Raw genomic sequence first — 26,168 nt, forward strand, 5'->3', positions numbered from 1 at the left:
CGGTGCGTGACCCCCCGCTTTTCTTGGGTTCTCCCAGTGGCGATCGGGTGGCGGGGGTCACGCACCCTACGGGTTGGGGACGAGAATATATTTTGTGCTATATTGGGGCGATTTCAATCGCCCGCCCTGACAAGTATAATTGCCCCCAGAATTTAAAAATCTGGTTCCCAGAGCCTCCTCTGGGAACCGAGAGACGGGGCGATTAACGCAACTTGGTGCCGCATTCGCTACAGCACTTGTGAGTGGGCGGGTTTTGGGCACCGCAGGCGGAACAGGTCAGGGTATTAGACACCGCATTATAGGGATGAGACAGACCCAACATGTGCGAGGGGCTAGTTCCCGGAGCCACCATTGGGTAACAGTCTTCATTGCGATTGACGCGCACATCGAGGAGAGTCGGACCATCGTGAGCTAACATGGTGGCGATCGCCTCGGGAAGTTCCGCCCGAGTTCGCACGGTCAAGCTCTTGATACCATACACTTCAGACAGCTTAGAAAAATCAGGCGTGCCCTGTTCCAGGTTCGTGGCTTCAAAGCGATCGTCATAAAATAAATGCTGCCATTGGCGCACCATGCCCAACCAGCCATTATTCAAAATCACCACTTTCACCTTGATGCCATATTGAGAAATGGTGCCGAGTTCCTGCATATTCATCTGGAAACTTCCGTCGCCGCTGATACAAATCACCTGGTCGTCCGGTAAAGCGACTTTTGCTCCTACAGCAGCCGGCAACCCATATCCCATCGTGCCCAATCCACCACTAGACATCCAGCGACGGGGGGCATTTTTGAGAAACTGAGCCGCCCACATTTGGTGCTGACCCACATCGGTGGTATAGTAAGCGTGGGGAGCCTGACGGCCTACTTCGGCAATCACTTCTTGGGGAGAGAGACTATCCTCCGGATGAGGAATTTCCAAGGGATATTCTTCCCGCCATTGTCGGATGCGATCGCGCCATGCTTTGGTTTGCGATTCGCGGACCACATCCCCCACTTCGTGACTGCGGCGCAGCAGGTCTACCAGCACTTGACGCACGTCCCCGACAATCGGCACATCCGGTTTGCGGTTTTTGCCCACTTCCGCCGGATCGATATCGATATGGATGGTTTTGGCGGTTTGGGCAAATTCATCCAACTTGCCAGTTACGCGATCGTCGAACCGCGCCCCCACGGCAATCAGCAAATCGCATTCGCTGACGGCAAAATTCGCATAAGCGGTGCCATGCATTCCCAACATGCCCACGGAGAGCGGATGGTGTTCGTCAAATACGCCCTTGCCCATCAGGGTGGTGGTCACGGGAATGTGGAAATGTTCTGCCAGTTCTGTAATTTCCGCATGAGCGCCAGAAGCGATCGCCCCACCGCCCACATACAGTAACGGGCACTTCGCCTCTTGAATCAGCTTCACCGCTTGATTGATTTGCCGGGGATTGCCCTTCACCGTGGGCCGATATCCCGGCAACTTCACCGATCCCGGTTCCACGGGAACGTAGTCGCACTGAGCGATCCCCACATCTTTTGGCACATCGATCAACACCGGTCCGGGTCTGCCGGTACTGGCGATATGAAATGCTTCCGCCACGGTTTCGCTCATATTGGCGGGATCGCGCACCACATAAGAGTGCTTGACAATCGGTAAAGCGATCCCGAAGATATCGATCTCTTGAAAGGCATCGCTGCCGATCGCCGCGCGCGGCACTTGTCCCGTAATCGCTACCATCGGCACCGAGTCCATATATGCCGTGGCCAAACCCGTCACTAAATTGGTTGCTCCCGGGCCGGAAGTGGCCAAGCAAACCCCGACTTTTCCCGTGGCCCGGGCATAAGCATCCGCCGCATGCGCCGCACCTTGTTCGTGTCTGACCAAAAAGTGCTGCAATTCCCTTGCAGCTTCCGCTTTATAGATTTCATCGTAAATCGGCAGATTCGCGCCTCCGGGGTAGCCAAAAATATGCTGCACCCCATGCCGTTTCAAACTATCGATCAGGGCAAATGCCCCGGATACGCGCTGTACGTCTACACCTTTCACTTGCATCTGTTACCTCTCAACTGTGCTCTACGCAGAATGCCCGTTCCTCAATTCTGGTTTAACGAGAGCGAGTATAAAACCTACCCGAGTTTGTGGTGGTATTCTCCACCACAGCCTACCCAATTTGTGGAAAATCTGTGCTGATTTTTTTAACCCTCGCGCATCCTGCTGTGGTCTTGGTGAACCTTCACTGATTTATGATGCACCAATTTTCCTGGATTGGACACAATCTTGATATTTATTTAAGAAAATGGCTCAAAGAGCGAAAACTCCATCGGTTTACCCGGGATAGTTCCCCCAGTCATCGGGCATCGGCTAGATTAAATCGCGCAATACCCCACGAATGCTGACCCACGCCCAGATTCCCACCCCCGTCACCCGCAAACTCAGATTCAGCAAAACCGCAGGTAAAGCAAATGCATCGCTCAGCCGGCGATCGCCAATGCCAAACTCCACCCAATGTTAATCCTGTGGTTTTGAATGCCAAACACCGCCAAACACCTTCGATCGCCTCGAGTCGGGGGTTTGCGCTTGCACCAGGGTTTGCATGGGCACCGCGATCGAACAGACCCCACACCCTTCCCACCCCACCACCTGGTCTCAATTAATCGCCAGAACCGTCAGCGCCGCGATCGCCTACTCCAAAATCCTTAGCTGCACCAACACCTGACTCCCCCGATTGCCCCTCAAATACAGCAATCCGGCGTTGAACACCTGCCATAAATGGAGCATCGGGGCTAGCCTTTTCTTTCACCTTCATCGCCGCCACCCAGAGGGTAAACATGCCCAGAATGAACGCCGCAAACATACGGGCGGGCAATCATCCCGCCCAGAACACCGTCAGGGGAATCGCCGCTTATTCTATCGGCGCAAAAACAAGCATCACCGTGGAAATCAAAAACGCAATCAGCAATAAAACCACCAAACTTTTTGACAGCAACGACAAGATGATGAGAAACATTTAGGCGAAGTCAATTGCCACCGATTAACCGTTATTTTTTTAACAGCTAACAACAAAAATTACTGCCGCCGAAGTCAATCAAATCGTCGATAACGTAAAAGCCTCCATCACAGTAGAACGCATGGAATTTTCCGCGATTTACCATCCCATTGGTAGCCAATATCGCCCGCTATCGAGAGCCACAATCAGGAAAACAAAGACAAATTTATAGCCAATAACGAAAAATTAACTGAGCTATCCAGAGGGAATATGGGGTTAATTTTTCCCTTGGGCATGAAAGCCATAGATAGAAGAGGAGCATCGAGCAAAAGGCATATCCAATTATCCCAAGCACATGAGGATTTAATTAAGAAGCTGCCCGTATAGTTTCAGAAGAGTTTGTCGGGGGTAATGCTTACGCCAGGGTGCTACCTTGCCCGATCGCGATCGCCTGCGATCCCGTAGGGAGACAACCGCCGCGCGATAAAGGCAAGGGCGGTGATGCGTTCGGGATCTGAAGACATTCCCGCAGGGGGCATTTGCCACCCCCACACCTCTTGCGGCGATCGCCACATCTGCAAATGCCCCACCCCGGGATCGGCATAAAACCCTTCTTCTCCCGCACCCAACAGGGCCGAACTCCAGTGAGTAAAATAATCGTGACTGATGCGATGAATGGGAAAGTTACCGTAAAGCGGCACCCCCCACCCATCGATCGCCAAGAATGCTTTTACTCGGTTTTGCGAAAACTGCAACTGCCAAGCAGCGCCAATGGCTCCCACCACCCCCGCACTAAAGCTGATGAAAACCACGGGGGCGAGAGAATCCGATGCATCCTTGTCTGTCACCCCCGATGAGTGCAAAAATTGTAAAATATCCAGGGCACAATAAGCAGAGTAATCCGAAGCAGGAAACACCAAAGGAGTAAAATCTGCCATCGGCTCTAACCTTGGCAGCAAGCTGTCTAGAAAACACTCTGTCAAGTGGGGATCGTGAATTCCCGGGCAAATAATCAGATACAAGAGTGTTTATCGCTCCTCGATAGAGTGTGGCACTATTTCGCTGCCATCATATTCAAGGGCAGCATAACAACACAACGGACATGCGGTGGGAAACATCAACAGAGGGGCGCAACCATGACTGCCATTTGTAAATCCCTGAGAAAACGGCTTGCAATTGCCTGGAAACAGGGATCCATTCCAACCGGAGTGGGATTGACATTCTGTGCCGGCGTGCTGTTCTGCGTTGCCACCACCGCCATTGTTTGGAATTGGGAGATCGAACGGCAAAACGAGAACGTGCAACAGCAGGCAGATGCGATCGCGATCGCCGTGCAACGGGAAATAGAAAATGACCTAAATTCAATTTGGAGCCTGGGTCAATTTTACTCGGTTTCCGGAGCGCTCGATCGGCCTTCATTTCAGCAATTTGCTCGAGAAATCTTTGCCCGCCATGCCAGCATTCACAGTTTAGCCTGGATTCCTCGCGTGTCCCAGAGCGATCGCCGCGCTTACGAAGCAACCGTGCAAAAGCAAGGCAAACCAACCTTTGAAATTCTCGAACGAACCCCGGAGGGACTCTGGACTCCCGCCAAGGCAAGAACCGAATATTTTCCGATGGTGTATGTGGAATCCCAAGGGACGCCAGAATGGGTGGTGGGGTTTGATTTCGGATCCGTTGCCTCCGGGCGCAACGCGGTGCAAACAGCCACAGAACGCGGAGACCTAGTAGCCACAGAAGCGATCGCCAGCAACCCCACGGGCAGCATCTCGATCCTGATGCCAGTGTATGACCCCCAGCATAAAAACCCAATTCTGGCAGGGATGCCGAATCGGGGGAGTTTAGGGCGGGAAAAGTGGGTGCAGGGGTTTGTGTTAGGCGGGGTCAGGGTGAAAGAGGCGATCGAGACTGCCCTTTCCCAAATCGATGTCAGGGGACTCAATGTTTGTTTGTGGGACGCCACTGCGGCACCAGGAGAAGGATTTGTCGCCGTTTACCACTCGCGGGGCCAACAAGCGATCGCCGACAGCACTAAGCGGGTGTTCTCCCCAAAGCAATCCCAACCCACCTCCTCCCAGTCTCAGTGCCAACAGGCTATTCAACGCGCTAACGATGGATTGTCCCTCGCCGGATTGCGCCGCCTGGAAATTGGCGGACGTCAGTGGTCGCTTCTGGCGATGCCCACCGCCGAGGTGCGCCCCTTACACTGGCCCATGCGCCTCTGGACCGTGCTCGGCGGCTCCTTGGTGGGCACCTGCCTCCCGATCGCCACCCTGCTGATTTACCTGAGTCGCAATACTGAGGTGCAAAAGCTCCTCCCCAAACTCTCGCAAAGCAATCACGAACTCTCCAAAGCTTATTCGGAAATTACTTTGCTCAACCACATGAGCGATTTGCTGCAAGCTTGCCTTACGGTAGAGGAAGCCTATACGGTGCTCGGAACCTTGGCCAAACCCTTATTTCCCGAACACAGCGGCGGCGTGTTTGCGATTAGTGCCTCTAAAAATATTGTCGAGGCGGTAGCAACTTGGGGAGAACCCCTCACCAGCGAGCTTCTTTTCGCCCCGGATGAATGTTTGGCCCTGCGACGCGGGCAACCCTATTGGGTGAAAGACACGGCGCACAGTTTGCTCTGTCAGCACCTGCATGGCGATCGCTTACCGGGAGAATATGTCTGCATTCCGATGGTGGCGCATGGAGAAATTTTAGGGGTGTTCTACTTGGGGTCCCCCACGGCGGGAAAATTAAGCGACGCCAAACATCGATTGGCGGTGATGGTGGCGCGACAAATTGCTACCGCCCTGGCGAATTTAAGACTGCGCGAACGGTTGCAAAATCAAAGCATCCGCGACCCCCTGACGAATTTGTACAACCGACGGTATATGGAAGAGTCTCTAGAGCGCGAAATCCGTCGGGCCAAACGCCATAAACATCCGATCGGGATTATTATGCTTGACGTGGATCGGTTTAAGCAATTTAATGACACCTACGGTCACGACGCGGGCGATGTCGTACTGCGAGAATTGGGGTCTTTTTTACAAAAGCACATTCGCGGATCTGATATTGTTTGTCGCTATGGCGGTGAAGAGTTTACCCTGATTTTGCCCGAAGCGCCTTTGGATGTGGTTTCCCATCGCGCGCAACAGTTGCGCGATGGGATAAAACAACTGGACTTGCACTACGATCGCCAGCCGATTGGGCCGATTACTCTGTCATTGGGCGTGGCGAGCTTTCCGGAGAATGGCACAAGCGCAATTGCGGTGCTGCAAGCGGCAGATGCGGCGCTTTATCAGGCGAAGAATCAGGGACGCGATCGCGCGATCGTTGCCTCATCCGAAAATGTCACCCCCTGAGTCTTGGGTGAACCGGGAACCTTCCGCTTGAGTTGACCTCCCACAACCAGCCGCCTGTTTCCATCTGTTAGAGATAAGGAGAAAGAATACGAACAATGGCGTTAATTTTAATCGTAGATGATGCAATTTTTACCCGGCGAGTTATCTGCAAAAATTTACAAAAACAGGGGTACGAAACTCTGGAAGCTTCCAATGGCAAGCAAGCCCTAGAGTTGCTCGATTCTCACACTCCGGATTGTATTTTATTGGATTTGTTAATGCCGGAGATGGACGGATGGCAGGTGCTGCAAGCGTTGCAAGACAAAAATATTAAAATTCCGGTTATCGTGCTGACGGCAGACATTCAAGAAACCTCTCGTCAGCACTGTTTTGAGTTGGGAGCTTTGGCAGTTTTGAATAAGCCTCCGAAGTCTGAGGAAATGATAGAGGCTTTGCAAAAAGCTTTGAATTTAACAACAGAGGAGAACGCCCCATGAATTTGACCGTTGAGCAACTAGATGCCTTGCAGGAATTGGTCAACATTGGTGTTGGCAGAGCCGCAAGCGTGCTTAACGAGATGATCGATTCCCACATCCGGTTACAGGTTCCTTTCATTCGGATTTTATCCCCGAAAAGGATGAAATCGGAACTGGAAGAGCGCCTCGGCATTTCCGATGTATCTGCAGTTCGTCTTGGGTTTAGCGGCTCTTTTAGCGGCACCGCTCAACTGGTTTTCCCCACCGATAGTGCCTCGAAATTGGTCGCGTTGCTCACAAATGAAGAGGTGGGAACTCCGGATTTGGATGCGGTGAAAATTGGCACCCTGACGGAAGTGGGGAATATTGTGATTAATGGGGTGATGGGGTCGATGAGCAATTTATTGCACCAGCACCTTAATTATTCTCTGCCGATTTATCTCGAGGATACGGTGGATAATTTGTTGGTTGCCAATCGGTTGGAATCGAAAACGACGGTGTTATTGGCTCAGGCTCGATTTACTATCGAACAGTTGCAAATCGCAGGAGATATTATCCTGATTTTTAAGGTAGGGTCGTTTGATGTGTTATTGGCGGCTCTGGAGATGGATTACGGTGATGAATGATGAATGAAATCGAACAGGTTGAGGAAAAATTTGGTATTCTCGACCGAGTTCCGGTGGGGGTTTGCGTTCTGCGGGACGATTTTATTGTGTTGTTTTGGAATAGCTGTTTGGCAGATTGGACGAAAATTCCCAAGGGGGAAATTGTGGGGAGGAATTTGGGCGATCGCTTCGTTCATCTGACTCAGCCAAAATATCTGCGTCGCCTGAAACAGATTTTTGAAGGCGGACCGCCTACGATTTTTTCTTCTCAGCTCCATAAATATACGATTCCGATTCCTCTCCCTGATGGCGAATTTCGCATCCAACATACCACGGTGACGCCGGTGCCTCGGTTAGAAGGGTCGGGGTTTTATGCATTGTTGGCGATCGAAGATGTGACGGATCTGACTCGTCGGATTTACGATTATCGCCGAATGCGCGATCGCGCTTTGGAAGAAATCGAGGAACGCAAACAAGCTCAGGAAGCATTGCATCAAAAAACTATCGAATTGTCAGCGCGTCACCGGGAATTAATTTTGCTCGGGGAAATGAACGATCTGCTGCAAGCTTGCTTGACGGTGAAGGAAGCTTATAATGTTATTGCCAAATCTTGTAAGTCTCTTTTTCCGCAAGTTGCCGGCGCAGTTTTTATGATGAATTCTCCGAATAATTTGTTGGAAGTGGTGGCGTCTTGGGGAATTACCTTTACCAGCGATAAGTTGTTTAAACCGAATGAATGTTGGGCCTTGCGACGGGGGCGCTTGCATTATGTGGAAAATATGCAAGAAGGATTGATTTGTCAGCATTTACATGAGAATTTATTGCCGTCGCAATATTGTTGCGTGCCGATGATGGCGCAGGGGAAAGCGTTAGGGGTTCTGTATTTATGTGCCCCAGAACACCAGGGCATTACCGAAAGCATACAACTGCTGGCGGTGACGGTTGCAGAACATATTGCTCTGTCGTTGGCGAATTTAAGCCTCCGGGAAACGCTGCACAATCAAAGCATTCGCGATTCCCTGACGGGGTTGTTCAATCGTCGCTATTTAGATGAATCCCTGGAACGAGAACTGTATCAAGCGGCACTGAAGCAATATCCGCTTTCGGTGATTATGATTGATGTTGACTATTTTAAGCAGTTTAACGATCGCTTCGGTCACGAGGCGGGTAATGAAGTGCTGCGCCAATTGGGTGGGTTTTTTCACCAGCATATCCGCGAACGGGATATCGCCTGTCGCTACGGTGGGGAGGAATTTACCCTGATTTTACCTCAAGCTCCCTTGGCAGTGACGCAAAAGCGCGCCCAGGAACTGCGCGATCGGGTGAAATTGTTAAGTGTGGAGTACGATGGTCAGCACATGGGTCAAGTTACTTTGTCCTTGGGCGTGGCGAGTTTTCCCCAACATGGTACCACCAGTCTCGCCCTGCTGGAAGCCGCAGATGCCGCACTGTACCGCGCCAAAGCTGATGGGCGCGATCGGGTAGCGATCGCTTCTTGATTTTATAGTAAGTGTATAAACGAAATTATCCCTTTCTCTTCGTCTATAGCTGGGGTGGCGAAGGGATGCAATGAGGGAATCAACTATTTGCGCTCTTCGTTAGTGTTCGTTATTATCTTCAGTTCCAAAACTTTGAGCAAAGGTCAAATTTGTAGTTAAGATAAAGGAAGTTTGGGAGAGTTAGAAATTTGATGACCCTGTTGCCACAGGGTGGCATAGAGTCCTTCTCGTTCCACCAAATCCCTATGGTGTCCCGATGCGGTAATGCTGCCATTTTCGAGGACAAAGATTTTATCCGCACGCAAGGCTTGGGCGATGCGGTGGGTGATGACGATTACCGTGCGTTTTTGGGCAATGCGATCGATAGTGGCGAGAATTCCCGCTTCTGTCGCTACATCCAGGGCAGATGTGGCTTCGTCGAGAATCAGAATCGCCGGATCTCTCACCAATGCTCTCGCTAGGGCGATTCTTTGCCGTTGTCCCCCCGATAGTTGTCCGCCCCTGTCGCCAACTGGGGTATCGTAACCTTGAGGTAAAGTTAAGATAAAATTGTGAATTTCCGCAGCTTTGGCGGCGGTTTCTACTTGTGCGTCAGTGGCTTCTAAATCCCCCATGCGGATATTTTCTCGGATGGAAGTGTTAAATAAAATCACCTCCTGAGAAACCAGTCCGATTTGAGAGCGCAAGGAACGCAAAGTGGCATGGCGTAAATCGATTCCATCCAACAAAATGCGGCCTTTATCCGGGTCATAAAAGCGCGTCAGTAAGTTAACAATGGTGCTTTTCCCAGCCCCACTCTGCCCGACAAACATCACATACTCGCCGTGACGAATTTTCAGGGATAAGTTTTTAACTCCGACTCTCTCGGTAGAGTAGTTAAAAGTGACAGTATCAAAGCAAATTTCCTGGGAAAAATGCGGCAATGCAACTGCATCCGGTGACTCTTGCACTGTGGGCGTTTCTGAGAAAATATCCGTGATGCGTCGCAGGGCAGCTACACCATCAATAAACATCGGAATCGAGCTGGCTAGGGCAAGAATATAAAGGTTTAAATTGAGGAGCAAAACTTGATAGGAAACGAGAGTCCCTACAGAAATATAATTGTTGTAGGTCATCACGGAACCGATACTTAAGATAGCAAGCTGGGTGAGAACAAAGAGAATGAGGGGAATTCTTTGCACTAAGTAGGACAAAAACATTGCCCGAACATAAACTCGCTGCAAGTCATTCAACTCACGGTCAAACTCTTGAGAAACGCGAGCTTCCATGCCAAACAGTTTGACCACAGATTGAGAGAGAAGATTTTCTTCGAGGAGGCTGGAAATTTCTCCTTCTTTTTGCAGCACATGATAACCTTTGGCAGTAGCGATTTGGGCAATGGGTGCAGGAGCAATAACACAGAGGGTAATACCCATCAACGTCAAGGTGGCTAACTGCCAGTTGAGTAAGAAGAGGAAAACCGTAGAAAAGAGGATGTTGCTCGTTGCCATAACCACCACGGTTAGCCCCGCCGAGATTAAACCATCTTCTACAGTTTTTACGTCGGAAATAATACATTTAAGAATATCTCCGGCTGAACGTCGTCCAAAAAACTCCATTGACAAACCCTGGAGATGCTCGAATAGAGAGCGGCGAATATTGTTAGTAATAATTATTCCCAATCTCGCTCCTAAAAAATTACCCAGCAAGCCAATGGCGATGTAAAGAATTGCCCCAATACAAAGCAGGGAGATGATTAAAACTAAAAGTCGGTAATTTTGAGGGATAATTGCTGCATCAACCAGAAATTTTAAGCTGACTCTCGATACAGAATCAAAGGCGGCATTAAAAATAATGCAGCAAAACATAAGAATAACTTGCCATTTGTAGGGGCCGATATATTTAGCGATGGTTTTGATAAACCAAGTAAGCTGCTGCATGGTTGGTGTAAATGCTGTTGGCAAAAAGTTAGACTGCCATCTTCGCGGGTCTAATCCCGACGGTGGGCAATGCTCACGCTATTACTAAAGCAAACTCAAAATCCGATCTCCTAGATTTCGGTGAACTGCCGATGCTTTTATGCCTTTGAGGGCTAGGTGTTTCGATATTTTCTCAATCAGTAGGATGGGCAACGCTCATCCTACTTTTCAGTCAGTAGGGTGAGAGAGGCTCACCCCAGTTCTTTTCCATTGCAATTAATCACGGGATTGAACGAAAAATGATTAATTGACGGAAAGAAGTATTATGATGCTTTAATTACCAACGCCGCCAAAAGTAAAAAAACATATTAATCATCACCTCCTTCTTGTTTTGTATGGGTTTATTTGCAGAACATTTACTCCGCTTAACGCGGGACGTGTCCCGCCTGAATTGGAATTTTCATGGTGCTTTATCCTTCGGTTAGTGATGGTTTAGAGTGACGCGAAATAATGGCATCGTGCCGTTTTATTTCTTGGCTAGTTTCATTGTCTCTTAAAGAGATTTTAGGATTTTATTTTGAGGTTGAAAGTTTCTGTGGTATTGATTGCCTTGATGAATTTCACATTCATTTTGTCGTTGCGATTTCCCTATTTTTGCATAATTTTTCAGTTGAGTCGTCCGTTTTACAGGAGGATTACCTGTACTTAAGGGGATTGATTGCTGATTGAAAATCGCGCTTTTCAAGAAAGATGAACTTGGTTTGTTAAAGCTTTCACGGTTTGAGCAGTTTCGAGGAATAGTCGAGTCGTGATGACTAGGCAGGTTGGCCTTTGCTGGCTCATTTTTGACCCCTCTATTCATTAGACGCTTTCCGATGCGAAATTGTGAACGCTTCACCGGAATAAATTTTTTTGAAACGCCCTGCACTTCGTAAAACTGCTTCCAAGCTGCACCCCTGCTCATTTTTCGGCTCAGTGGCGAGTCCCGATCGCCCAATACCTTCCCCTCAGAGTGATGCGAAACGAGCCGATCGCACTCAGATATCTGTGCCTTATGCGATCGGGCAAGACTCAAAGACTTTTGCCAGCCGGATGTGGTATCAATTGCCTGTACAAATCCTGCTGTTTCCTGGGGTTCCTCAACCACAGCCCCTACTTCTTCTACCACTTCGGATACTGTCACCGTCTTAGCTGCGATCGCTTCAGTTTCAGCAGGCTTCTTTGTCCCTTTCTTAGACTTCGCTGGTTTTGCTGCTACCTTCCCTGTGTCTGATTCCGTTGCCCTGTCGCCGATAAAATATCCGCGCAACTCAATAGCCAAAATTTTCCGCGCCCGAGAGATGCGCTGGCGGACATTTACATCAGAAATCTCTTGCTGTTGCGCGATTTCTTGATTGGAGAGTCCTCGATAATAGTGCAAAATAAACGTCTCGCGCAACCAATTCGGTAACTCCTCAATGGCGCGGCAAATCACCCTGTTTTTCTCCTCACTCTCCAAAGCGCTTTCTGGCGTCTGCTCAACCGAAACCAGTCCTAGCTCATGTTGCTCGCCATAAACTTCCATATCTTCAACTCCGCTGCTTCCTCGGCGACGGGTTATATCGATCCAAAAATTACGAGTCAGGGTCGTTAGCTAAGACTTGAAATTATCGATTTTTCCGGCGAATTTTTGCACTTTTTCCCAGGCTTTCAGCATCGCCTGACTCAGCAGGTCTTCGGCTTCGGTTGAGTTGCCCTTTGTCCATTTGAGACAGCAACGCCATAGGTGGTCGCGGTACTGTTGAAACAATTGCCAGAAAGCATTTATTTCACCTGCGGCAAAGCGTTTTAATAGTTGTTGTTCTTCTGTTAGGGGTAGAAGTTGATGAGGAGGGGTTGGCATCAGCATCATGTCACGACTCCAATGAATTGACAGGAAATCTACAGGATTTATTGTGGTCAGGTGAGAGTTATAAATTCCCCCGACGGCACAAAATCAAGCAAAAGGAATGGAAACATAACCGTCATCCGTACCGACAACGCCAACCGGAAGACCGGGAAAACTCCGGGCTGTCATCTCACTCAAATTGCCCACAGCGGAAATCGCATTCAAAGCGAAATCATTGGGCAAACCCAAACTTGCTCCGATATTTCCTTCCGCGCCCAAAAAGCGGCGCACAACTGGGTCGGAACTATTAACGGCTTCAGCCACATTTTCTGAAGTCAAACCCAGTTCTACTCCTTCATAAAGGGCATAAGTCACCCCAGAAACCACATCCTTCCACTGGGATTGGTTTTCATCCACTACCATTGCTAAAGGTTCCTCTCCCAAGACTCCAGGAAGCGGCTGCGACAGGTTTTGCTGTTCGGGGGGTAAAGTCAGAAGACTGGAGAGAATCAAGGTGCCATCGCCAGTGATGACATCGAGTTCGCCGTTAATATAACTGTCAAATAGAGTTTGGAAATTACTAGAGGTGACGACTTCCGCATTAACCCCCAGAGAGTCCAGTCTTTCTCGCAGCTTCGTCTCAGAAGTTGTCCCGGAACTGACACCAATTCGACGACCTTCAAGCTGTTCAAAAGAGGTAATGCCACTATCACTGCGAGCCATTACATATTGAGCGTCGTAAGAATTAATCGGCGCATAATCTACCCCCAGCAGGGCATCCCGCTTGAGGTTGTGGGTGGTGTTGCGACTGGTAATATCCACAATGCCGTTGGCAACATCGCTGAAGCGCTGGGCGGCGGATGTCTGAACCACGAACTCTACGGCATTGGGGTCGCCAAATACCGCTGCTGCTACGGCCCGCCCCAAATCCACATCAAATCCGCTTAAGTTGCCGTTGGCATCGGCAAAACCCAGTCCGGGAGCCTCATTTCTCACCCCGACGCGCACAAAACCTCGGTCTAAGACTTCCTGCAAAACGTTGCGGTTATCGTTATCCACCAAGGGCACGCTGATTGTATCGCTACCGGAAAAGGGCGGATAAAATAGCTGCCCTTCTGGTTCCACAAACATCAGTTCGTTGAGATTGCGGGGTAGTGCGGTTTCGTCGAAGTTGCGGTTATAAATCTCTTCGTAGTTGCCGATTTGTTGGATGATTTTTAGGGCGAAGTCATTGGAGATTCCCAGGGATTCGCCTAAATTTCCTTCTACTCCTAAGAACCGCTTAATGTCGGTATTGCCATTGAGAAATTCATTCACATTCTGGGAGTTGATGCCAAAAACTTCCGCTTGAATGGGAGCGTTAACTACCCAGCGGACTACATCGGCAAATTCGGACTGGTTTTCCGGCAGGATGAGTCCTAACGGTTCTTTCCCCAAGTTCTCGTTTAAAATCACTTGATTCCCCGGATTAGATAAGGTGGGAATGCGATTGCTCAGCCCCCCGCGATTCATCGAGACTGCACCGATTTGTCCCGCATCGTAAGCAGCAAAGAGGTCATCTTGAGAGGAAAAAGTTTGGATATTTAGAGTTACTCCCGCTTGTTGCGCCGCATCTTCTAAGTTTTGCTGAGAGCGAGTTCCAGCTAATACTCCAATAGTAGTTTCTGGCAATTGTTCCACCGAACTAATCCCACTGTTCCCTCGCACCATCACCCCTTGGGTATCGAAGAACACGGTCGGTGAATAATCCACTCCCAAACTGGCATCGCGCAACACTGAATGAGTGGGCAAAGTGGCGGCGATATCCACTGTCCCATTGGCAACCGCATTAAAGTCTTGTCCCGCTTCGACGACTATATATTCGATCGCATCAGGATTGCCAAACAAAGCAGTGGCGATCGCGCGACTAAAATCAATGCCAATCCCACTAAAAGAACCATCTGCTTCTCGGTTGCTAAATCCGATCGCATCGTCATCAACGGCAACCCGCAAAACCCCTCGGTCTAAAATTTCTTGCAGTTGCGAACCGGGTCGCGTGGCACTCCCTACCATCGTCCGACCTTCGCCTGCGCCAAAGATTGCATAATGTTGCAAACCACTGTAGAAATCCCCGTTATTGACGGCGGCGGCTACATCGGGATAATAGTCGAGATAAAATTGCTCGTTAAAACGGACTTCCGGCGTCCTTCCTTCCTTAAACCCATATATTGTCCAATGCTGAAAACCGCTCTCAAATGAGCCATCGGCAACCGCTTGTGCCACATCTGGATATTGTTGCAAGTAGTTGTCTTCGTTAAAATTCAAGGCAGCCATAATTGGGTTAATTCGATACGGTTAAGGGTTAATTTGCTGGCCCGCGCGGGGACGCCAGCCGCTCCTCGCTTCCGCAGAAGCCAGAGCTATGCTAGATGCTTCTATTTATTAGACGGTTGACTCCCTAATTTTGTGAAAAGATTTTGCCAATTTAACTGGCATCTCTCGGAGCAGATTGCCAACAACTATCGGTATCATGCTCTTGCCAGTGCTGCCAAAATATCTCCTTTATCGTTTCGGGACTCTCTTCTCCCGCTGACGGGATGTCTCTTTCAACGCTGGATTTCATGGATTTATAATGCCTCGGACAGTTCTCCTAAATTTGAGGGAAATTCACGCAGCACAGCTTGTTCCTACGGTTGCCGCAAGCGACGATTGCTCGGCCAACCGTAGAGCATTGCTTAAATTTAGCCACCAAATATAATTCTGCGGCTGGCTTGCCTATACCCTGGTTTAAAATTTACTCTGATTGTCGAGTTCGCCCACTCTGACGAACTCACGGGCAAGGAGCGAGAATGTCCCGGAGGCATTCGCCCTGGCCGCGCCATGCACCCATGTCTTGGGGTTCCGATACACCCAACCTGACGGTTTGTTCTCCTCCTGGAGATAGATCTATGGTATTTCTTAATACAGATTAACGTCAAGAGCAACTTTGTAAAGTTTTGGTAAAGTTATCCCGGATACTCTCGACCATGTAACTACATTCGCGGCACCACCCGCCGTGCATCAGTGGGGGGTTGATGAGGCGATCGCTTCAATCGTTTTTTGTTACTATATTGCAACCTTTCTCATAACACTATACCGAAACAAATTATTGTAAATTGCAAATAGGTTATAAACTTAACCTCTGACTTGGGCAATAATTCTCTTGCAGCAACACCCCCAGGGGATTAAAATCCCCGCCGGATCCTGGGGTCTACTACTGTTTAAACCCACGCCGAATCTTTGCTGTGAGCTAGGGGCATGGATGTTTCGGGCGGAGAATCCCCGATCGCGGTAAAGTGCGAGGGTGCGATCGGCGGATTTGCTCATCTGTGAGGGCTTACTGGGATGCGATAAACTGTTCGATCGCCGTTTGCACCGGCACTGGATCGGTTGCGTTCCGATAATAGGCTTTACCGCATTCCAGATAGCATTCTGCTGCCTCTATCAGGATTGGGCAATTCTCGGGATTGTCCATATCTTCACTGACAGGTGTATCCTTACCTTTCAGGCGATAGATATATTTATTGTACCCTTCCTGTAGGGGTTCGCGCAAGCGACCGGGTTGTGGGTCTCCTTGCAATCGTTCGTTGAGATCGAAATCCAAACGCAGATAATCCCCGCCGCCACTTTCGAGGATTTGCCAGCAGATCGCTTCAGAAATTTGAGAAGCGGGACTCATAAACATATTGGGTATATTTTCCGCCCAGCGTAACTGTCCCCAATTTTTGATTTCTTCATAGCTGTAGACCTGAGTGGTATTGCCCGTGCCAATGGAGAGGACGGAAATATCGCTCAATTTTAATCCGTTGGCTTTTTCTATATACAAGGCATGGGCGATCGCCACTAACGCCGGGTTATTTGCCGATACCCCACCATCGATATGGGGCAGACTTTGCTCTTCGTTGTAGGGAAGTTCATACGGGGGGAAAAAAGTGGGGGCTGACGCTGAAGCGGTGCAAATTTGCCAGAGTCCCAGATTGTGATACCATGCATTGGGGTTGCCATTGACAAACCAGGTTGTGTTGCGGGAATAAACGTCATAGGCGGGAATCAGAATTTTGGGTTGAGTTATCTGACTCATCGTCGGGGACCCTAACTCTGGGTGTTTCAAATATTTCTGTAATACTTTGGTCAACCCCCGATCGCCCTGTTCGTGGGGGTACAATACCCTAGCGCCCACCGCTTGACTCACTTTGCGCCATCCGCGCTGCTGACGTACCGAGTCTAGGAAGATATTTTTGCCCTCTTGCAGGTAGAGGTCAATCATTGCCTGAGCGTTCATCTGACAGGCAATTCCGGCTGCCAGAATCGAGCCGGTGGATGTGCCAGACACCAAGTCGAAGTATTCATGTAGTGCCTGCCCGGTTTTTTCTTTGAGGGTCGTTTCTACCTGCTGGAGAATTCTGGCGGATAAAACTCCCCGAATGCCACCGCCATCTAGGCTGAGAATTTTGAACGTCATAGTATTGTGCGAACGATTAAAAATCGAGTTGACTGCCTCACGTTGAAGGAGTGGGATGGATAATGAAGTCAAAAGCCTTCGTCATCCTCCTCCAGATAGATTTATCGTATGTTGCCGGAAAGAGGAACGTCAAGAGCCAAGGGGTCAATTTTTATCAAGAAAGGTAACGGATTGTAACGGCCAACCCGAGGATCGGATAGACCCAAATCAACAATTGGCAATCGAGAATCGCGCCAAAGGGCATGGGGCGGGTGGAGAATCAATTACCGATCGGCAATTCAGCAACCGAACGGATTACAAGTTCTGATACTGCAATAGGGATGTTGCCACACCAGGATGGAGAACCCGGGAAAATATAAAGAATTGACAATTGAGCGTTACCAATTCACAATCTGGCGACATCCACTCCCCCCCGAGGGGATGTTACCCTAAGAGGAAAGAAAAAAATTGGCAAGGGGTAAAGGACAAATTTGGCCAGAAATTTACTCTTTGCCTTTGTGTTGAAAGATAATTTAAGCCGAGGAAACGCAAAGTGGTTGCCACTCCCGAAAAACAGCAAGCAACGCCCGAAATGACAAGCGGCAGCGATCGCGTCGCCGTATTGCTCATGGGTTACGGAGAAGTCGAAAGCTACGACGACTTCGCCAATTACAACGAACAAGCCCTAAATTTACTCACCGCCAAGTTTGCCCCGGTGCCCACCTGGCTCTATCCGCCACTGGCCAAACTGCTAGCGGTATTTGACTTCCACGAATGGAATCACCAGCATGGAAACTTCATTTCCCCGCACAATGCCATTTTTGAAAAGCAGCGGGCGGGGATCGAGGGCGAAGTGCAACAACAGTGGGGCGATCGCGTGCAAGTCTTCAAAGCCTTTAACTTCTGCGCCCCCTTCCTTCCCGAGCAAGTCATCGCCGAAATCAAAGCCCAAGGATTTGAAAAACTGCTGATTTACCCCCTGCTGGTGGTGGATTCCATTTTCACCAGCGGGATCGCCGTAGAACAGGTCAACCGCGCCTTAGAGAAGCTAGAGGATAATCCCGAAGACCCCTGGGTGAAGGGAATGCGCTATATCCCCTCGTTCTATAACGAACCTGCCTATATTGATTTAATGGCGCAGATGGTGGAGCAAACCATCGCCGCCGAACTGGCGGGGAATTACCTTCCCTCGCAAATTGGGATCGTGCTGATGAACCACGGATGTCCCCACAAGGCGAAGGGCTTTACCTCTGGTATTACCGAAAGTCAAGCCCTGTACGAGGCGGTGCGCGAAAAACTGATTAACAAGTATCCGTTAATTTCCGTGGGTTGGCTCAATCACCAAACCCCGTTAATCGAGTGGACGCAACCCAATGCGAAGTTGGCGGCGGATAACTTGATTCAACTGGGTGCCCAGGCGGTGGTGTTTATGCCGATTGGCTTTGCTACGGAAAATCACGAAACTTTGCTTGACGTTCACCATATCATTCACGCTTTAGAGAGCCAGCATTCTGATGTGGCTTACATCCAGATGCCTTGCGTCAACGAACGTCCGGAATTTCTCCAAATGGCGGCGCAGTGGGCGAGTCCGCAAATCGAAGCCCTGCTCTCGGAAGCCGCGCCTATGGCTCCAGAAACCGAGGGATCGTCATCTCACACCCATTCTCATCACCATCACCATCATCATTAAGGGCATAGCCTTGGGAAAGGCGATCGCCTCCAGGCAAGAGGTAAACCGGGATCGCTTATCCCACCCTCCTAAATGAGATGCCCAGTGCAACGAGTAAAGGGCGATTTGAGTACCCGTTTTCCGTACCGAAAACGGGTTTTTCTTGGGCGCTAAATTCCATCATCCAAGGGTCGATTGATTTGAAAAACCAATCAGCACAGCACCCTTTCTATTTTTCCTCTGATATATTCGGCGATCCCCCAAGGACACAACATCTAAATTGCAGGTTTTGGTAAACTGAAAAACAAAGTAATTTCAACCATGACAAGGGTTAAGTGCAATGGAAAGGGGCAATAATACTGCAAGTTAAAAATTTATGCTAAGATAGGTTTGGGCGATCGCACTCGCCGTTTTTCCTTTAAGAGGCTAAAATACAAACTTTGTAAATCAGCCGGAGGTCAGTCAAATGCAAGATAAATCTATCTGGAAGAGTGGATTTCCCATTGAGGTGTAACTCAACCAAAAGGGGGATTTCCGGTAAAAGCAGGCAGTGTAAATTGAGGGGGTAATTTACTCAATGTCTCTCACGGTAAGCAACCGAGGAATTTTGCGATCGCACGAAACCCAAACGATCCGATCGCCGTCTCTAGGAATTGTGATATCGATCGCAGATCGATTCGCAATTCTGAGGCAATAATTAACAAGCATTCTTCTGAACGTTTACTTCAGTCTTGCATCAGTTTCTAGGAGGAGTGAATCATGGAATACACTTGGAAGCCGTTTCGATGGTTAGCTGGCACCATTGCCCTGCAGGTAGTCACCTTAAGTGTGGCGGCTCTCATGCTTGTGGTGGTCATGTCATCGTAAACCCCTTGCAAATTGCTTGATTGTGGGATTTCGATTTCATGCCCCGAGACGACGAGAACTATCTGCGCTTCGTCGCTGATGATTTCCCTGCAATGCTCAACACTTGATTATCTCAGCGAGCCGCTGCAGCGAAACCTTTGAGAGTTTTTGCAAAATTTATCCGATCTGCTTTGGATCCGGAACCCTCGCCAGCCAGAGAGATCCACAAGCCGCTGCAGCGAAACCTTTGACAGTTTTTTCAAAATTTATCCGATCTGCTCTGGATCCGGGACGATCTCCAGCCAGAGAGATCCGCGATTGGCAGTTGGGGATCCGAATCGGTGCAGAGGCGCGATCGCGCCTCTGCCTCGATCCCGGTTTGTCTTTGATGCTTTGTTGTCAGGTATATAGCACGGATTCTCCCTGTTGTCAATCCCCCTTTCCGTAAAATTTTTCTGACCTTTAACATGAAGTTGGTATGAATATGATTTAATCCCGAGAGAATCCTCAAGAGAGGAAAAAGAGCAAAGAACCCACCCCGGAGTCAGGATCGAGCGAAAGGTCCTGACTTCGCTGTTTGTAGAGGAGGCAGGGTTAGATTAGTGCGGCTGGCCCTACGCCGAGGGAGTTTAACGGAAATTTGGTAAAATAGGAGCCTAGGTAGCCGAGGCTGAAGAACCCATTTTCGGGATTGAAATACAATAGAAAAGTAAAGATTTTGATAAATCCCTGCCGAGGGTTTACCGAAGAACTCGGGCACAGACAACTTCCACAACGCAGCAGGTCAAGAGCGATTGAACATGAAAGGTTTTTGGACAAAATGGATCGAGAATAAAACGGCGAATCACAGAGCGCGACATTCGCCGAGGTTCGGAAATGGCTTTGAGATCGCATCAGACTCGGCGCACCCCACTGGTAAGAGCGAGAGTCGAAAGGGGAGGAATCGGGGAGCGAAGGGAGTATTTTCCCTGGAGCGCATCCGGTGGAGCGTACAGACAATTGTGGCCTCAACCTTGGTAGCGCAAGGGGTGATGCTTGCAACGCCGGTGTTGGCGCAGAACCAGGAGAACGCCCTCAGTTACAGCGAACTGTTGCGTAGAATCGATGCCGGGGAAGTAGAGCGGGTGGTCATCGACCCGGCCCAAGACGTGGCGAGAGTGCGCTTAGAGAATAGAGAAGAGACCGTAGAGGTGCCCCTGTTCGATCGCCACCCGGAGTTGTTCCAAAAAATTGCCCAACAAAACCGAAGTGCGGAGACCATCGAACTCGACGTGCAGCCCTCGCGAGATCCGAGTGCGGCATTTGGCATCGCCGCCAACATCTTGCTGATCGTGCTATTAATCGGCGGGCTGATGGCGATCGTGCGGCGATCGTCCCAAGCGGGGAACCAGGCGATGAGCTTTGGCAAATCCCGCGCCCGGTTCCAGATGGACGCCAAAACCGGGGTGATGTTTGATGATGTAGCGGGCATCGAAGAAGCCAAAGAAGAACTCGAAGAAGTGGTCAGCTTTTTGAAAAAGCCGGAACGGTTCACGGCGGTGGGGGCGAAGATTCCGAAAGGGGTGCTGTTAGTCGGACCGCCGGGGACGGGTAAGACCTTGCTCGCCAAAGCGATCGCCGGAGAAGCTGGGGTTCCGTTTTTCAGCATTTCCGGGTCCGAGTTTGTGGAGATGTTTGTGGGAGTCGGGGCCTCCCGAGTGCGGGATTTGTTCCGCAAAGCGAAAGAAAATGCGCCGGCGATCGTATTTATCGATGAAATTGATGCTGTAGGGCGTCAGCGCGGTGCGGGGATTGGCGGTGGTAACGACGAACGGGAACAAACCCTCAACCAATTGCTCACCGAGATGGATGGATTTGAGGGAAATTCCGGGGTGATTATTATTGCCGCTACCAACCGCCCGGACGTACTCGATCGCGCTCTGTTGCGCCCGGGTCGATTCGATCGCCAAACGATTGTGGATTTGCCGAGTTACAATGGTCGCTTGGGAATTTTGGACGTTCATGCCCGCAATAAGAAACTGTCTGCGGAAGTGTCCTTAGAGGCGATCGCCCGTCGGACACCGGGCTTTTCCGGTGCGGATTTGGCCAACCTGCTCAACGAAGCGGCGATTTTAACCGGACGACGACGCAAAGATGCGATCGGGCCATTGGAAGTTGACGATGCGATCGATCGCATTACCGTGGGTCTGCAACTGACGCCTTTGCTCGACAGCAAGAAAAAGCGCTTGATTGCTTACCACGAAGTAGGTCACGCCTTGCTGATGACCCTGCTGAAAAATTCCGACCCCCTGAATAAAGTCACGATTATCCCCCGTTCTGGCGGGGTGGGTGGGTTCGCCCAACAAAGTTTTAACGAAGAGACCATCGATAGCGGTCTTTATACCCGGGGGTGGCTGATGGACCGACTGACGATTACCCTAGGGGGCAGAGCGGCAGAACAAGAGGTGTTTGGCGAGGCGGAAGTGACCATTGGTGCGAGCAATGACCTGCGGGTAGTGGCGGACTTGGCCCGGGAAATGGTGACGCGCTACGGCATGTCGGAGTTAGGGCCATTTGCCTTAGAAACCCAAAATAATGAGGTGTTTTTGGGTCGCGACTTGATGCCGAAGTCGGAATACTCGGAAGAAATTTCCACCCTGGTCGATCGCCAAGTGCGGGCGATCGCGGTTCACTGCTACGAACAAGCGCGTCAAATTTTGCGCGAACACCGGGTACTTCTCGATCGCCTGGTGGACATTCTCTTAGACGAAGAAACCATCGAAGGCGATCGCTTCCGCGAAATTGTTGCCGAATATACCGAACTGCCAGAAAAACAGCTCATCGCCAATAATCCCTAGAGCCTCGCTTTAGTAGAAGCAATCAACCGGGTGGCTTCATCCAATCGCGATCGAGTTGCAACCTCTTAGGGTCCCCCACCCGCTTCCCCATCCGGTGGATTGATTGCCGAACCGACGCCCTAGTGGTTTCCCCGTTCATGTCTCAGGTGCGTTACTTTTACCCAGTAACGCACCATTTTCATTTTCCGTTTCACAACGATATAGCCATATAAATTTTTACTCATTAATTGCCCAAAAGGAATCGCTCCGGAGAAGAACCAGGTCAAGACATTGTGGCTGGTGTCTGTTTCCCCCTCCTCGGGACCGGAGCGATTTTGGCGGATACGCCGGGATTGAAAGCGGCCAATGAAAACCGAACTCAGGCGTGGCCTAGGGTTCCATCGAAACGCGCCGAGCGGAACCATACATGGCTCGCAAAATTAACGCCGGATCGTACCATTCGTCATTGTATCTCAGACCCCAGTGGAGATGAGGGCCTGTGCTGCGCCCGGTCATTCCCACGCGACCAATGCGAATGCCTGCTGCAATTCTTTGCCCTTCAGCAATTTGCAAACCCCCGGTGCGATCGACTAAGTAGCGCCGACCTCGAATCGTTTGCACGTCGCCTTGCATGTGGCAATAAATATGCTCCCAGTTTCCCGATTCAATCACCAGACCGATGCCGCAGCGACTATCGTCGATCGCATCAACTACCGTCCCCGCCCACCAATTGCGGACGTAGCTTCCCATCGGCGCGGCAATGTCTAAGCCCGAGTGAAATTCTCGACTGTAGCCCCCGGTGGGGGAACGACGATAGCCAAATGGAGAGGTATATCCTCGAAAGTTTTCTACGGGAAATGAGGCACCTTTCCATTGGCTGCCTGTGGCAATCTCGCTGCGATTGGTTTCCAAGGCATGACTGACTTGGGGCTGCAATTGGATTACCAAAACGCAAATCCAAGCCAGGGCAGCGATCGAGACAATTCTCGCCCAGCGGGGCAACTTTTTGTTCCTTAGAAGTGGCATCAATTTTTGGGGCATTCCTTACACTCCTCAACCGCAGATAACATTATGAATCGATTTGAACCCTTTTTGACGACAATGCCGTTAATTTTTGCCAATTCGCTGATGGGATGGGAGGCTTTTTCCTCGGCGGTGCTTTTCTCCGACACCATCACCTCGGCAAATTCTTATCAAAACTCAGCGTTAGCAAGGCAGAGAATGAAAACCCCTGTGATTTATCTTCAGGAAAGAAAATTCTCTCCTTTGCACCAACAACCGCCCCGCAGGGCCTGTTTAAATGGGATACAGGTGGCCATCCTCTCCGCGAAGCCTGTTTTCGATCGCCCCCTCCGCTAAGGATAGGGAAATGCGAGGTTCGACCCGATTCTGTTTGCCTCTGGTCCGCACAGTGACGGATTCGTGCAATCCTACCCGATCGGCATCGGGAAGGTGTTTTCACCTCCCTTTCCCAAAGGGGGTCATGTTTGCCTCTCGCAACGGGTTCGCGCTTCGCCGTGGGACGGCGCGCGGTCCGCGATCGAGGTTACCCCTCCCTAGGTTCCAAGGGGTAGCGCTTTAACTAAGATCCGGCGGTTTAACCCCTCGGGTCTAGAGCCTGGAAGTGGCAGCGCATCCCAGGGATTGAATTTTAACGCTTCGGGGTAACGCAGACCGCATGGGTCTTAGGCGGGTCAGGGATTAGGAGTACAAGCCCCCTTGACTTGAGTCGTGGGGTTGGTTCCTGAGAGAGTTCCTGACGTGAACCATCGTTCATTTTGCCTGGGGAAGAATCCGTGCAATTTCGGCTGGTCATCGGCAAATTTCACCGAACCGTTGCCAAATTCTTCGGCAAGGAAAAACAAGGCTACAGCTGCTTATTTTACTCCGCGATCGCGTTTTCTACTACTGAAGGGGAAAGCGGGGTGTTTCCTGGCATGGGATAAACGGGGCAACGGTGGGAAAAAACTTTATTTTGAGGGCAACCATAAGTTTTTTCCAACCGTTGCATAAGATAATAAAATCCTGCCGAAACTGACTTGGAACGAGAATGCGGCACTGGGGGCTGATGAAAAAATGTTCTCCACTCTAACGATATGGATTCTTAAGGTTTGTTAAAATTCCGGGAAATATCGATCGCCCGATCGATTCTGTTCTACTGGTACCTTATCTATGTTGACTGAGATTTTTCCGTTTCGATTCGGATTGGATGCTACGGCGATCGCTGGGGCGTGTTTGTGGTCCCTGGCTCTGTATTTGGGCTTGTCTGGGGTCAGCGAGTGGACCATCGAGCAACTCAATCGCTGGTTTAATTTTGCCGAGCGATCGCTCTATACCTCAGAAGAAGAATTTGAGCGCACTCGTCGCGCCCGAGAAGCACAAAATGCCTTCTATGCTTCCGTATTCAGTATCGTGCCTTTTCTATTAATCGGTAGCTTCTGCAATTGGGGGGTGCAACTAACTCTGGGCAAAAGTTGGGCGATTAGTGTGGGGATGATTGCCTGCGTGAGCTGTGGCGTTTATGAATTGGGCCGTCGCGATGGTCAGTCTCGCGAGTAATTTTCCCCAGATTCCAGGGGCGATGGCGATGGGAGAGGCGATCGCAGTCTCGCTCCTGGGGTCTGTGCAATTGATGCAACCGCTCCTTTTTCCGCGTCTTCTTTGCTTGCCCTCCCCCCACCGCGGCTTCCCCCAAGCAATCACACAGTCTGCGCGATCGCGACTACTATTCCCGCATTCTTGGGGTTCATACCGGATTTTTTTCCCTAAAAATCCGGACTGTGTTCGAAATCTAGGCATTCTGAATCTCGCCACACTCTGTCAGTTTTTTCGCAGGTTTCTGCGTCGGATATCCAGGGAATTGCCGTGGGATGGAAAGGTCGCTTTTTTGACAGCAAATCAAGGGACTTTTCCACCGTATATACTCCCCCAATCCCAGCACTCATTATCGCCAAAGTAAATGAGACGATGACTGCACTATTCCTCCAAGTCCACAAACCATGAAGGTTGCGATCCCCTTGCCGACGCTGGCGCGATCGCCGCTCTCGTCCTCCCAATAAAACAATATAAAACCCTGGTCGCGGAAATGGCACGCTCATGCGAATATCCACCGGATGACGATTCCATCCGCGTTTGCCAAATGCCCCTTTTAACGCCGTAAGTTGCTCATCGGTAAAGCTAGAGGCAATTTCTGGCGGAATGCTGGCTAAAAATTGCGCGATAAATGGATCTTTGCGTGGAGAGCGCTTCATTAACTGTTTTTGCATTATCAACTCTTTCCCCAAAATTAGATAATCTCCGACAATCTGTCTCGCGCAAATCCTCTTGCTAAAGTTAACTAGGGTTTGGCAAAATGAGCTGCGCGAGCTATCTAGTGCCTCGGTTTTGTATGAAGTTGATTGGACAAAAAAACCGGGTTTTTGGCTCTAATTTCTTATGGGAATTAATCTGATGTCAAAAACCCGGTTTCTAATCTAGAACCTGTTTCATGCACTTTTCTATTTTGCGTCGCTACAATCGAAAATACATCCGCCAAATCGCTGATTCAACCCTGCGCGGTTTCCACAGGTTTTCGGTTTCCAGTGTCCGTATTTTCCGGGACTCTGAAAAAATTGAGTAGAGTAGTAGAGTAAGGTGGGCATTGCTCTGGCTTCCTAGATACTCATCTGCAAGGCACGGGGCAATGCCCACCCGACAGCTTCCGTATCGCAATAAAAGCATTGCACATAAGTC

General features: G+C 50.0%; 22 protein-coding genes. 10 read left to right on the forward strand and 12 right to left on the reverse strand.

The features are described from left to right. Positions 1–206, forward strand: a 206-nt coding sequence (locus LKK83_RS07230; protein WP_324630328.1) for a hypothetical protein, incomplete at its 5' end; no start/stop codon positions are given. Here LKK83_RS07230 and ilvB read toward each other — a convergent pair. The 3 genes from ilvB to LKK83_RS07245 all read right to left on the reverse strand — a co-directional run bounded on the left by ilvB (position 203) and on the right by LKK83_RS07245 (position 2,813). Beyond that, entirely contained in the window at positions 203–2,035 is a 1,833-nt protein-coding gene (ilvB, locus tag LKK83_RS07235; RefSeq protein WP_324630329.1) for a biosynthetic-type acetolactate synthase large subunit, read from the reverse strand. The two genes, LKK83_RS07230 and ilvB, sit on opposite strands and share 4 nt — an antisense overlap. A 309-nt stretch (positions 2,036–2,344) precedes the next feature. Next, a complete protein-coding gene (locus LKK83_RS07240; protein WP_324630331.1) occupies positions 2,345–2,485 on the reverse strand; it encodes a hypothetical protein in 141 nt (46 codons plus the stop codon). 148 nt (positions 2,486–2,633) lie between these two features. Next, on the reverse strand, positions 2,634–2,813 hold the full coding sequence (locus LKK83_RS07245) for a hypothetical protein (protein WP_324630332.1): 180 nt from the start codon (positions 2,811–2,813) through the stop codon (positions 2,634–2,636). Between LKK83_RS07245 and LKK83_RS07250 the strand changes: the two genes are divergently transcribed. Continuing rightward, the gene (locus LKK83_RS07250; protein ID WP_324630334.1) at positions 2,812–2,994 is read left to right on the forward strand and encodes a hypothetical protein; all 183 of its coding nucleotides are present in this window, start codon (positions 2,812–2,814) and stop codon (positions 2,992–2,994) included. The genes LKK83_RS07245 and LKK83_RS07250 overlap by 2 nt on opposite strands. Positions 2,995–3,397: 403 nt before the next feature. Here LKK83_RS07250 and LKK83_RS07255 read toward each other — a convergent pair whose 3' ends face one another. Continuing rightward, entirely contained in the window at positions 3,398–3,907 is a 510-nt protein-coding gene (locus LKK83_RS07255; protein ID WP_324630335.1) for a hypothetical protein, read from the reverse strand. Between the two features lie 198 nt (positions 3,908–4,105). On the opposite strand from LKK83_RS07255, the gene LKK83_RS07260 reads away from it, so the two are divergent. The 4 genes from LKK83_RS07260 (at position 4,106) to LKK83_RS07275 (ending at position 8,881) form a co-directional block, all read left to right on the forward strand. Beyond that, positions 4,106–6,322: a diguanylate cyclase gene (locus LKK83_RS07260; protein WP_324630336.1), complete on the forward strand. Its 2,217-nt coding sequence runs from the start codon at positions 4,106–4,108 to the stop codon at positions 6,320–6,322. Positions 6,323–6,417: 95 nt separating this feature from the next. Then, a complete protein-coding gene (locus LKK83_RS07265; RefSeq protein ID WP_324630338.1) occupies positions 6,418–6,798 on the forward strand; it encodes a response regulator in 381 nt (126 codons plus the stop codon). After that, a complete protein-coding gene (locus tag LKK83_RS07270) occupies positions 6,795–7,403 on the forward strand; it encodes a chemotaxis protein CheC (protein WP_324630339.1) in 609 nt (202 codons plus the stop codon). The genes LKK83_RS07265 and LKK83_RS07270 overlap by 4 nt, the downstream gene beginning before the upstream one ends. Beyond that, entirely contained in the window at positions 7,400–8,881 is a 1,482-nt protein-coding gene (locus LKK83_RS07275; RefSeq protein WP_324630340.1) for a diguanylate cyclase, read from the forward strand. The genes LKK83_RS07270 and LKK83_RS07275 overlap by 4 nt, the downstream gene beginning before the upstream one ends. Before the next feature lie 155 nt (positions 8,882–9,036). On the opposite strand, the gene LKK83_RS07280 is transcribed toward LKK83_RS07275, so the two are convergent. The 6 genes from LKK83_RS07280 to LKK83_RS07305 form a co-directional block, all read right to left on the reverse strand. Further along, positions 9,037–10,800 (reverse strand): ABC transporter ATP-binding protein, encoded by a 1,764-nt coding sequence (locus LKK83_RS07280; protein ID WP_324630341.1) that lies wholly within the window; start codon positions 10,798–10,800, stop codon positions 9,037–9,039. A 532-nt stretch (positions 10,801–11,332) separates the two neighbouring features. After that, entirely contained in the window at positions 11,333–12,403 is a 1,071-nt protein-coding gene (locus LKK83_RS07285; protein ID WP_324630353.1) for an RNA polymerase sigma factor, read from the reverse strand. Positions 12,404–12,412: 9 nt separating this feature from the next. Then, complete coding sequence (locus tag LKK83_RS07290; RefSeq protein ID WP_324630342.1) at positions 12,413–12,670, reverse strand: RNA polymerase sigma factor; 258 nt, start codon at positions 12,668–12,670, stop codon at positions 12,413–12,415. An 84-nt stretch (positions 12,671–12,754) separates the two neighbouring features. Further along, positions 12,755–14,959, reverse strand: coding sequence for a transporter substrate-binding domain-containing protein (locus tag LKK83_RS07295; protein ID WP_324630344.1), 2,205 nt, complete (start codon positions 14,957–14,959; stop codon positions 12,755–12,757). Between the two features lie 151 nt (positions 14,960–15,110). Continuing rightward, positions 15,111–15,248 carry a hypothetical protein gene (locus tag LKK83_RS07300; protein WP_324630345.1) on the reverse strand — a complete coding sequence of 46 codons (138 nt, stop codon included), beginning with the start codon at positions 15,246–15,248 and terminating at the stop codon, positions 15,111–15,113. 753 nt (positions 15,249–16,001) lie between these two features. Beyond that, the gene (locus LKK83_RS07305; protein ID WP_324630346.1) at positions 16,002–17,126 is read right to left on the reverse strand and encodes a patatin-like phospholipase family protein; all 1,125 of its coding nucleotides are present in this window, start codon (positions 17,124–17,126) and stop codon (positions 16,002–16,004) included. A 532-nt stretch (positions 17,127–17,658) separates the two neighbouring features. Here LKK83_RS07305 and LKK83_RS07310 point away from each other — a divergent pair. Both LKK83_RS07310 and ftsH read left to right on the forward strand, forming a co-directional pair. Continuing rightward, positions 17,659–18,795 carry a ferrochelatase gene (locus tag LKK83_RS07310; protein WP_324630347.1) on the forward strand — a complete coding sequence of 379 codons (1,137 nt, stop codon included), beginning with the start codon at positions 17,659–17,661 and terminating at the stop codon, positions 18,793–18,795. Positions 18,796–20,651: 1,856 nt separating this feature from the next. Beyond that, entirely contained in the window at positions 20,652–22,457 is a 1,806-nt protein-coding gene (gene ftsH, locus LKK83_RS07315; RefSeq protein ID WP_324630355.1) for an ATP-dependent zinc metalloprotease FtsH, read from the forward strand. Positions 22,458–22,826: 369 nt separating this feature from the next. On the opposite strand, the gene LKK83_RS07320 is transcribed toward ftsH, so the two are convergent. Next, positions 22,827–23,462, reverse strand: coding sequence for a M23 family metallopeptidase (locus LKK83_RS07320; protein ID WP_324630348.1), 636 nt, complete (start codon positions 23,460–23,462; stop codon positions 22,827–22,829). Between the two features lie 752 nt (positions 23,463–24,214). Between LKK83_RS07320 and LKK83_RS07325 the strand changes: the two genes are divergently transcribed. Beyond that, on the forward strand, positions 24,215–24,382 hold the full coding sequence (locus LKK83_RS07325; RefSeq protein ID WP_324630349.1) for a hypothetical protein: 168 nt from the start codon (positions 24,215–24,217) through the stop codon (positions 24,380–24,382). Between the two features lie 226 nt (positions 24,383–24,608). Next, on the forward strand, positions 24,609–24,995 hold the full coding sequence (locus LKK83_RS07330; RefSeq protein ID WP_324630350.1) for a hypothetical protein: 387 nt from the start codon (positions 24,609–24,611) through the stop codon (positions 24,993–24,995). A 206-nt stretch (positions 24,996–25,201) separates the two neighbouring features. On the opposite strand, the gene LKK83_RS07335 is transcribed toward LKK83_RS07330, so the two are convergent. Beyond that, positions 25,202–25,702, reverse strand: a complete 501-nt coding sequence (locus LKK83_RS07335) for a hypothetical protein (protein ID WP_324630351.1) — start codon at positions 25,700–25,702, stop codon at positions 25,202–25,204. Positions 25,703–26,168: the final 466 nt, after the last annotated feature.

This window comes from Phormidium sp. CCY1219 (genome assembly GCF_035615515.1).
Lineage (GTDB): Bacteria > Cyanobacteriota > Cyanobacteriia > Cyanobacteriales > Laspinemataceae > CCY1219.

What these genes read in the sequence shown, in the direction of transcription:
- LKK83_RS07245 (WP_324630332.1), bottom strand. Translation starts at nt 2,813, where the DNA reads ATGTTTACCCTCTGGGTGGCGGCGATGAAGGTGAAAGAAAAGGCTAGC.
- LKK83_RS07265 (WP_324630338.1), top strand. Translation starts at nt 6,418, where the DNA reads ATGGCGTTAATTTTAATCGTAGATGATGCAATTTTTACCCGGCGAGTT.
- LKK83_RS07280 (WP_324630341.1), bottom strand. Translation starts at nt 10,800, where the DNA reads ATGCAGCAGCTTACTTGGTTTATCAAAACCATCGCTAAATATATCGGC.
- LKK83_RS07290 (WP_324630342.1), bottom strand. Translation starts at nt 12,670, where the DNA reads ATGATGCTGATGCCAACCCCTCCTCATCAACTTCTACCCCTAACAGAA.
- LKK83_RS07270 (WP_324630339.1), top strand. Translation starts at nt 6,795, where the DNA reads ATGAATTTGACCGTTGAGCAACTAGATGCCTTGCAGGAATTGGTCAAC.
- LKK83_RS07305 (WP_324630346.1), bottom strand. Translation starts at nt 17,126, where the DNA reads ATGACGTTCAAAATTCTCAGCCTAGATGGCGGTGGCATTCGGGGAGTT.
- ftsH (WP_324630355.1), top strand. Translation starts at nt 20,652, where the DNA reads ATGCTTGCAACGCCGGTGTTGGCGCAGAACCAGGAGAACGCCCTCAGT.
- LKK83_RS07255 (WP_324630335.1), bottom strand. Translation starts at nt 3,907, where the DNA reads ATGGCAGATTTTACTCCTTTGGTGTTTCCTGCTTCGGATTACTCTGCT.
- LKK83_RS07300 (WP_324630345.1), bottom strand. Translation starts at nt 15,248, where the DNA reads ATGAAATCCAGCGTTGAAAGAGACATCCCGTCAGCGGGAGAAGAGAGT.
- LKK83_RS07295 (WP_324630344.1), bottom strand. Translation starts at nt 14,959, where the DNA reads ATGGCTGCCTTGAATTTTAACGAAGACAACTACTTGCAACAATATCCA.
- LKK83_RS07330 (WP_324630350.1), top strand. Translation starts at nt 24,609, where the DNA reads ATGTTGACTGAGATTTTTCCGTTTCGATTCGGATTGGATGCTACGGCG.
- LKK83_RS07260 (WP_324630336.1), top strand. Translation starts at nt 4,106, where the DNA reads ATGACTGCCATTTGTAAATCCCTGAGAAAACGGCTTGCAATTGCCTGG.
- LKK83_RS07275 (WP_324630340.1), top strand. Translation starts at nt 7,400, where the DNA reads ATGATGAATGAAATCGAACAGGTTGAGGAAAAATTTGGTATTCTCGAC.
- LKK83_RS07335 (WP_324630351.1), bottom strand. Translation starts at nt 25,702, where the DNA reads ATGCAAAAACAGTTAATGAAGCGCTCTCCACGCAAAGATCCATTTATC.
- LKK83_RS07250 (WP_324630334.1), top strand. Translation starts at nt 2,812, where the DNA reads ATGCCCAGAATGAACGCCGCAAACATACGGGCGGGCAATCATCCCGCC.
- LKK83_RS07320 (WP_324630348.1), bottom strand. Translation starts at nt 23,462, where the DNA reads ATGCCACTTCTAAGGAACAAAAAGTTGCCCCGCTGGGCGAGAATTGTC.
- ilvB (WP_324630329.1), bottom strand. Translation starts at nt 2,035, where the DNA reads ATGCAAGTGAAAGGTGTAGACGTACAGCGCGTATCCGGGGCATTTGCC.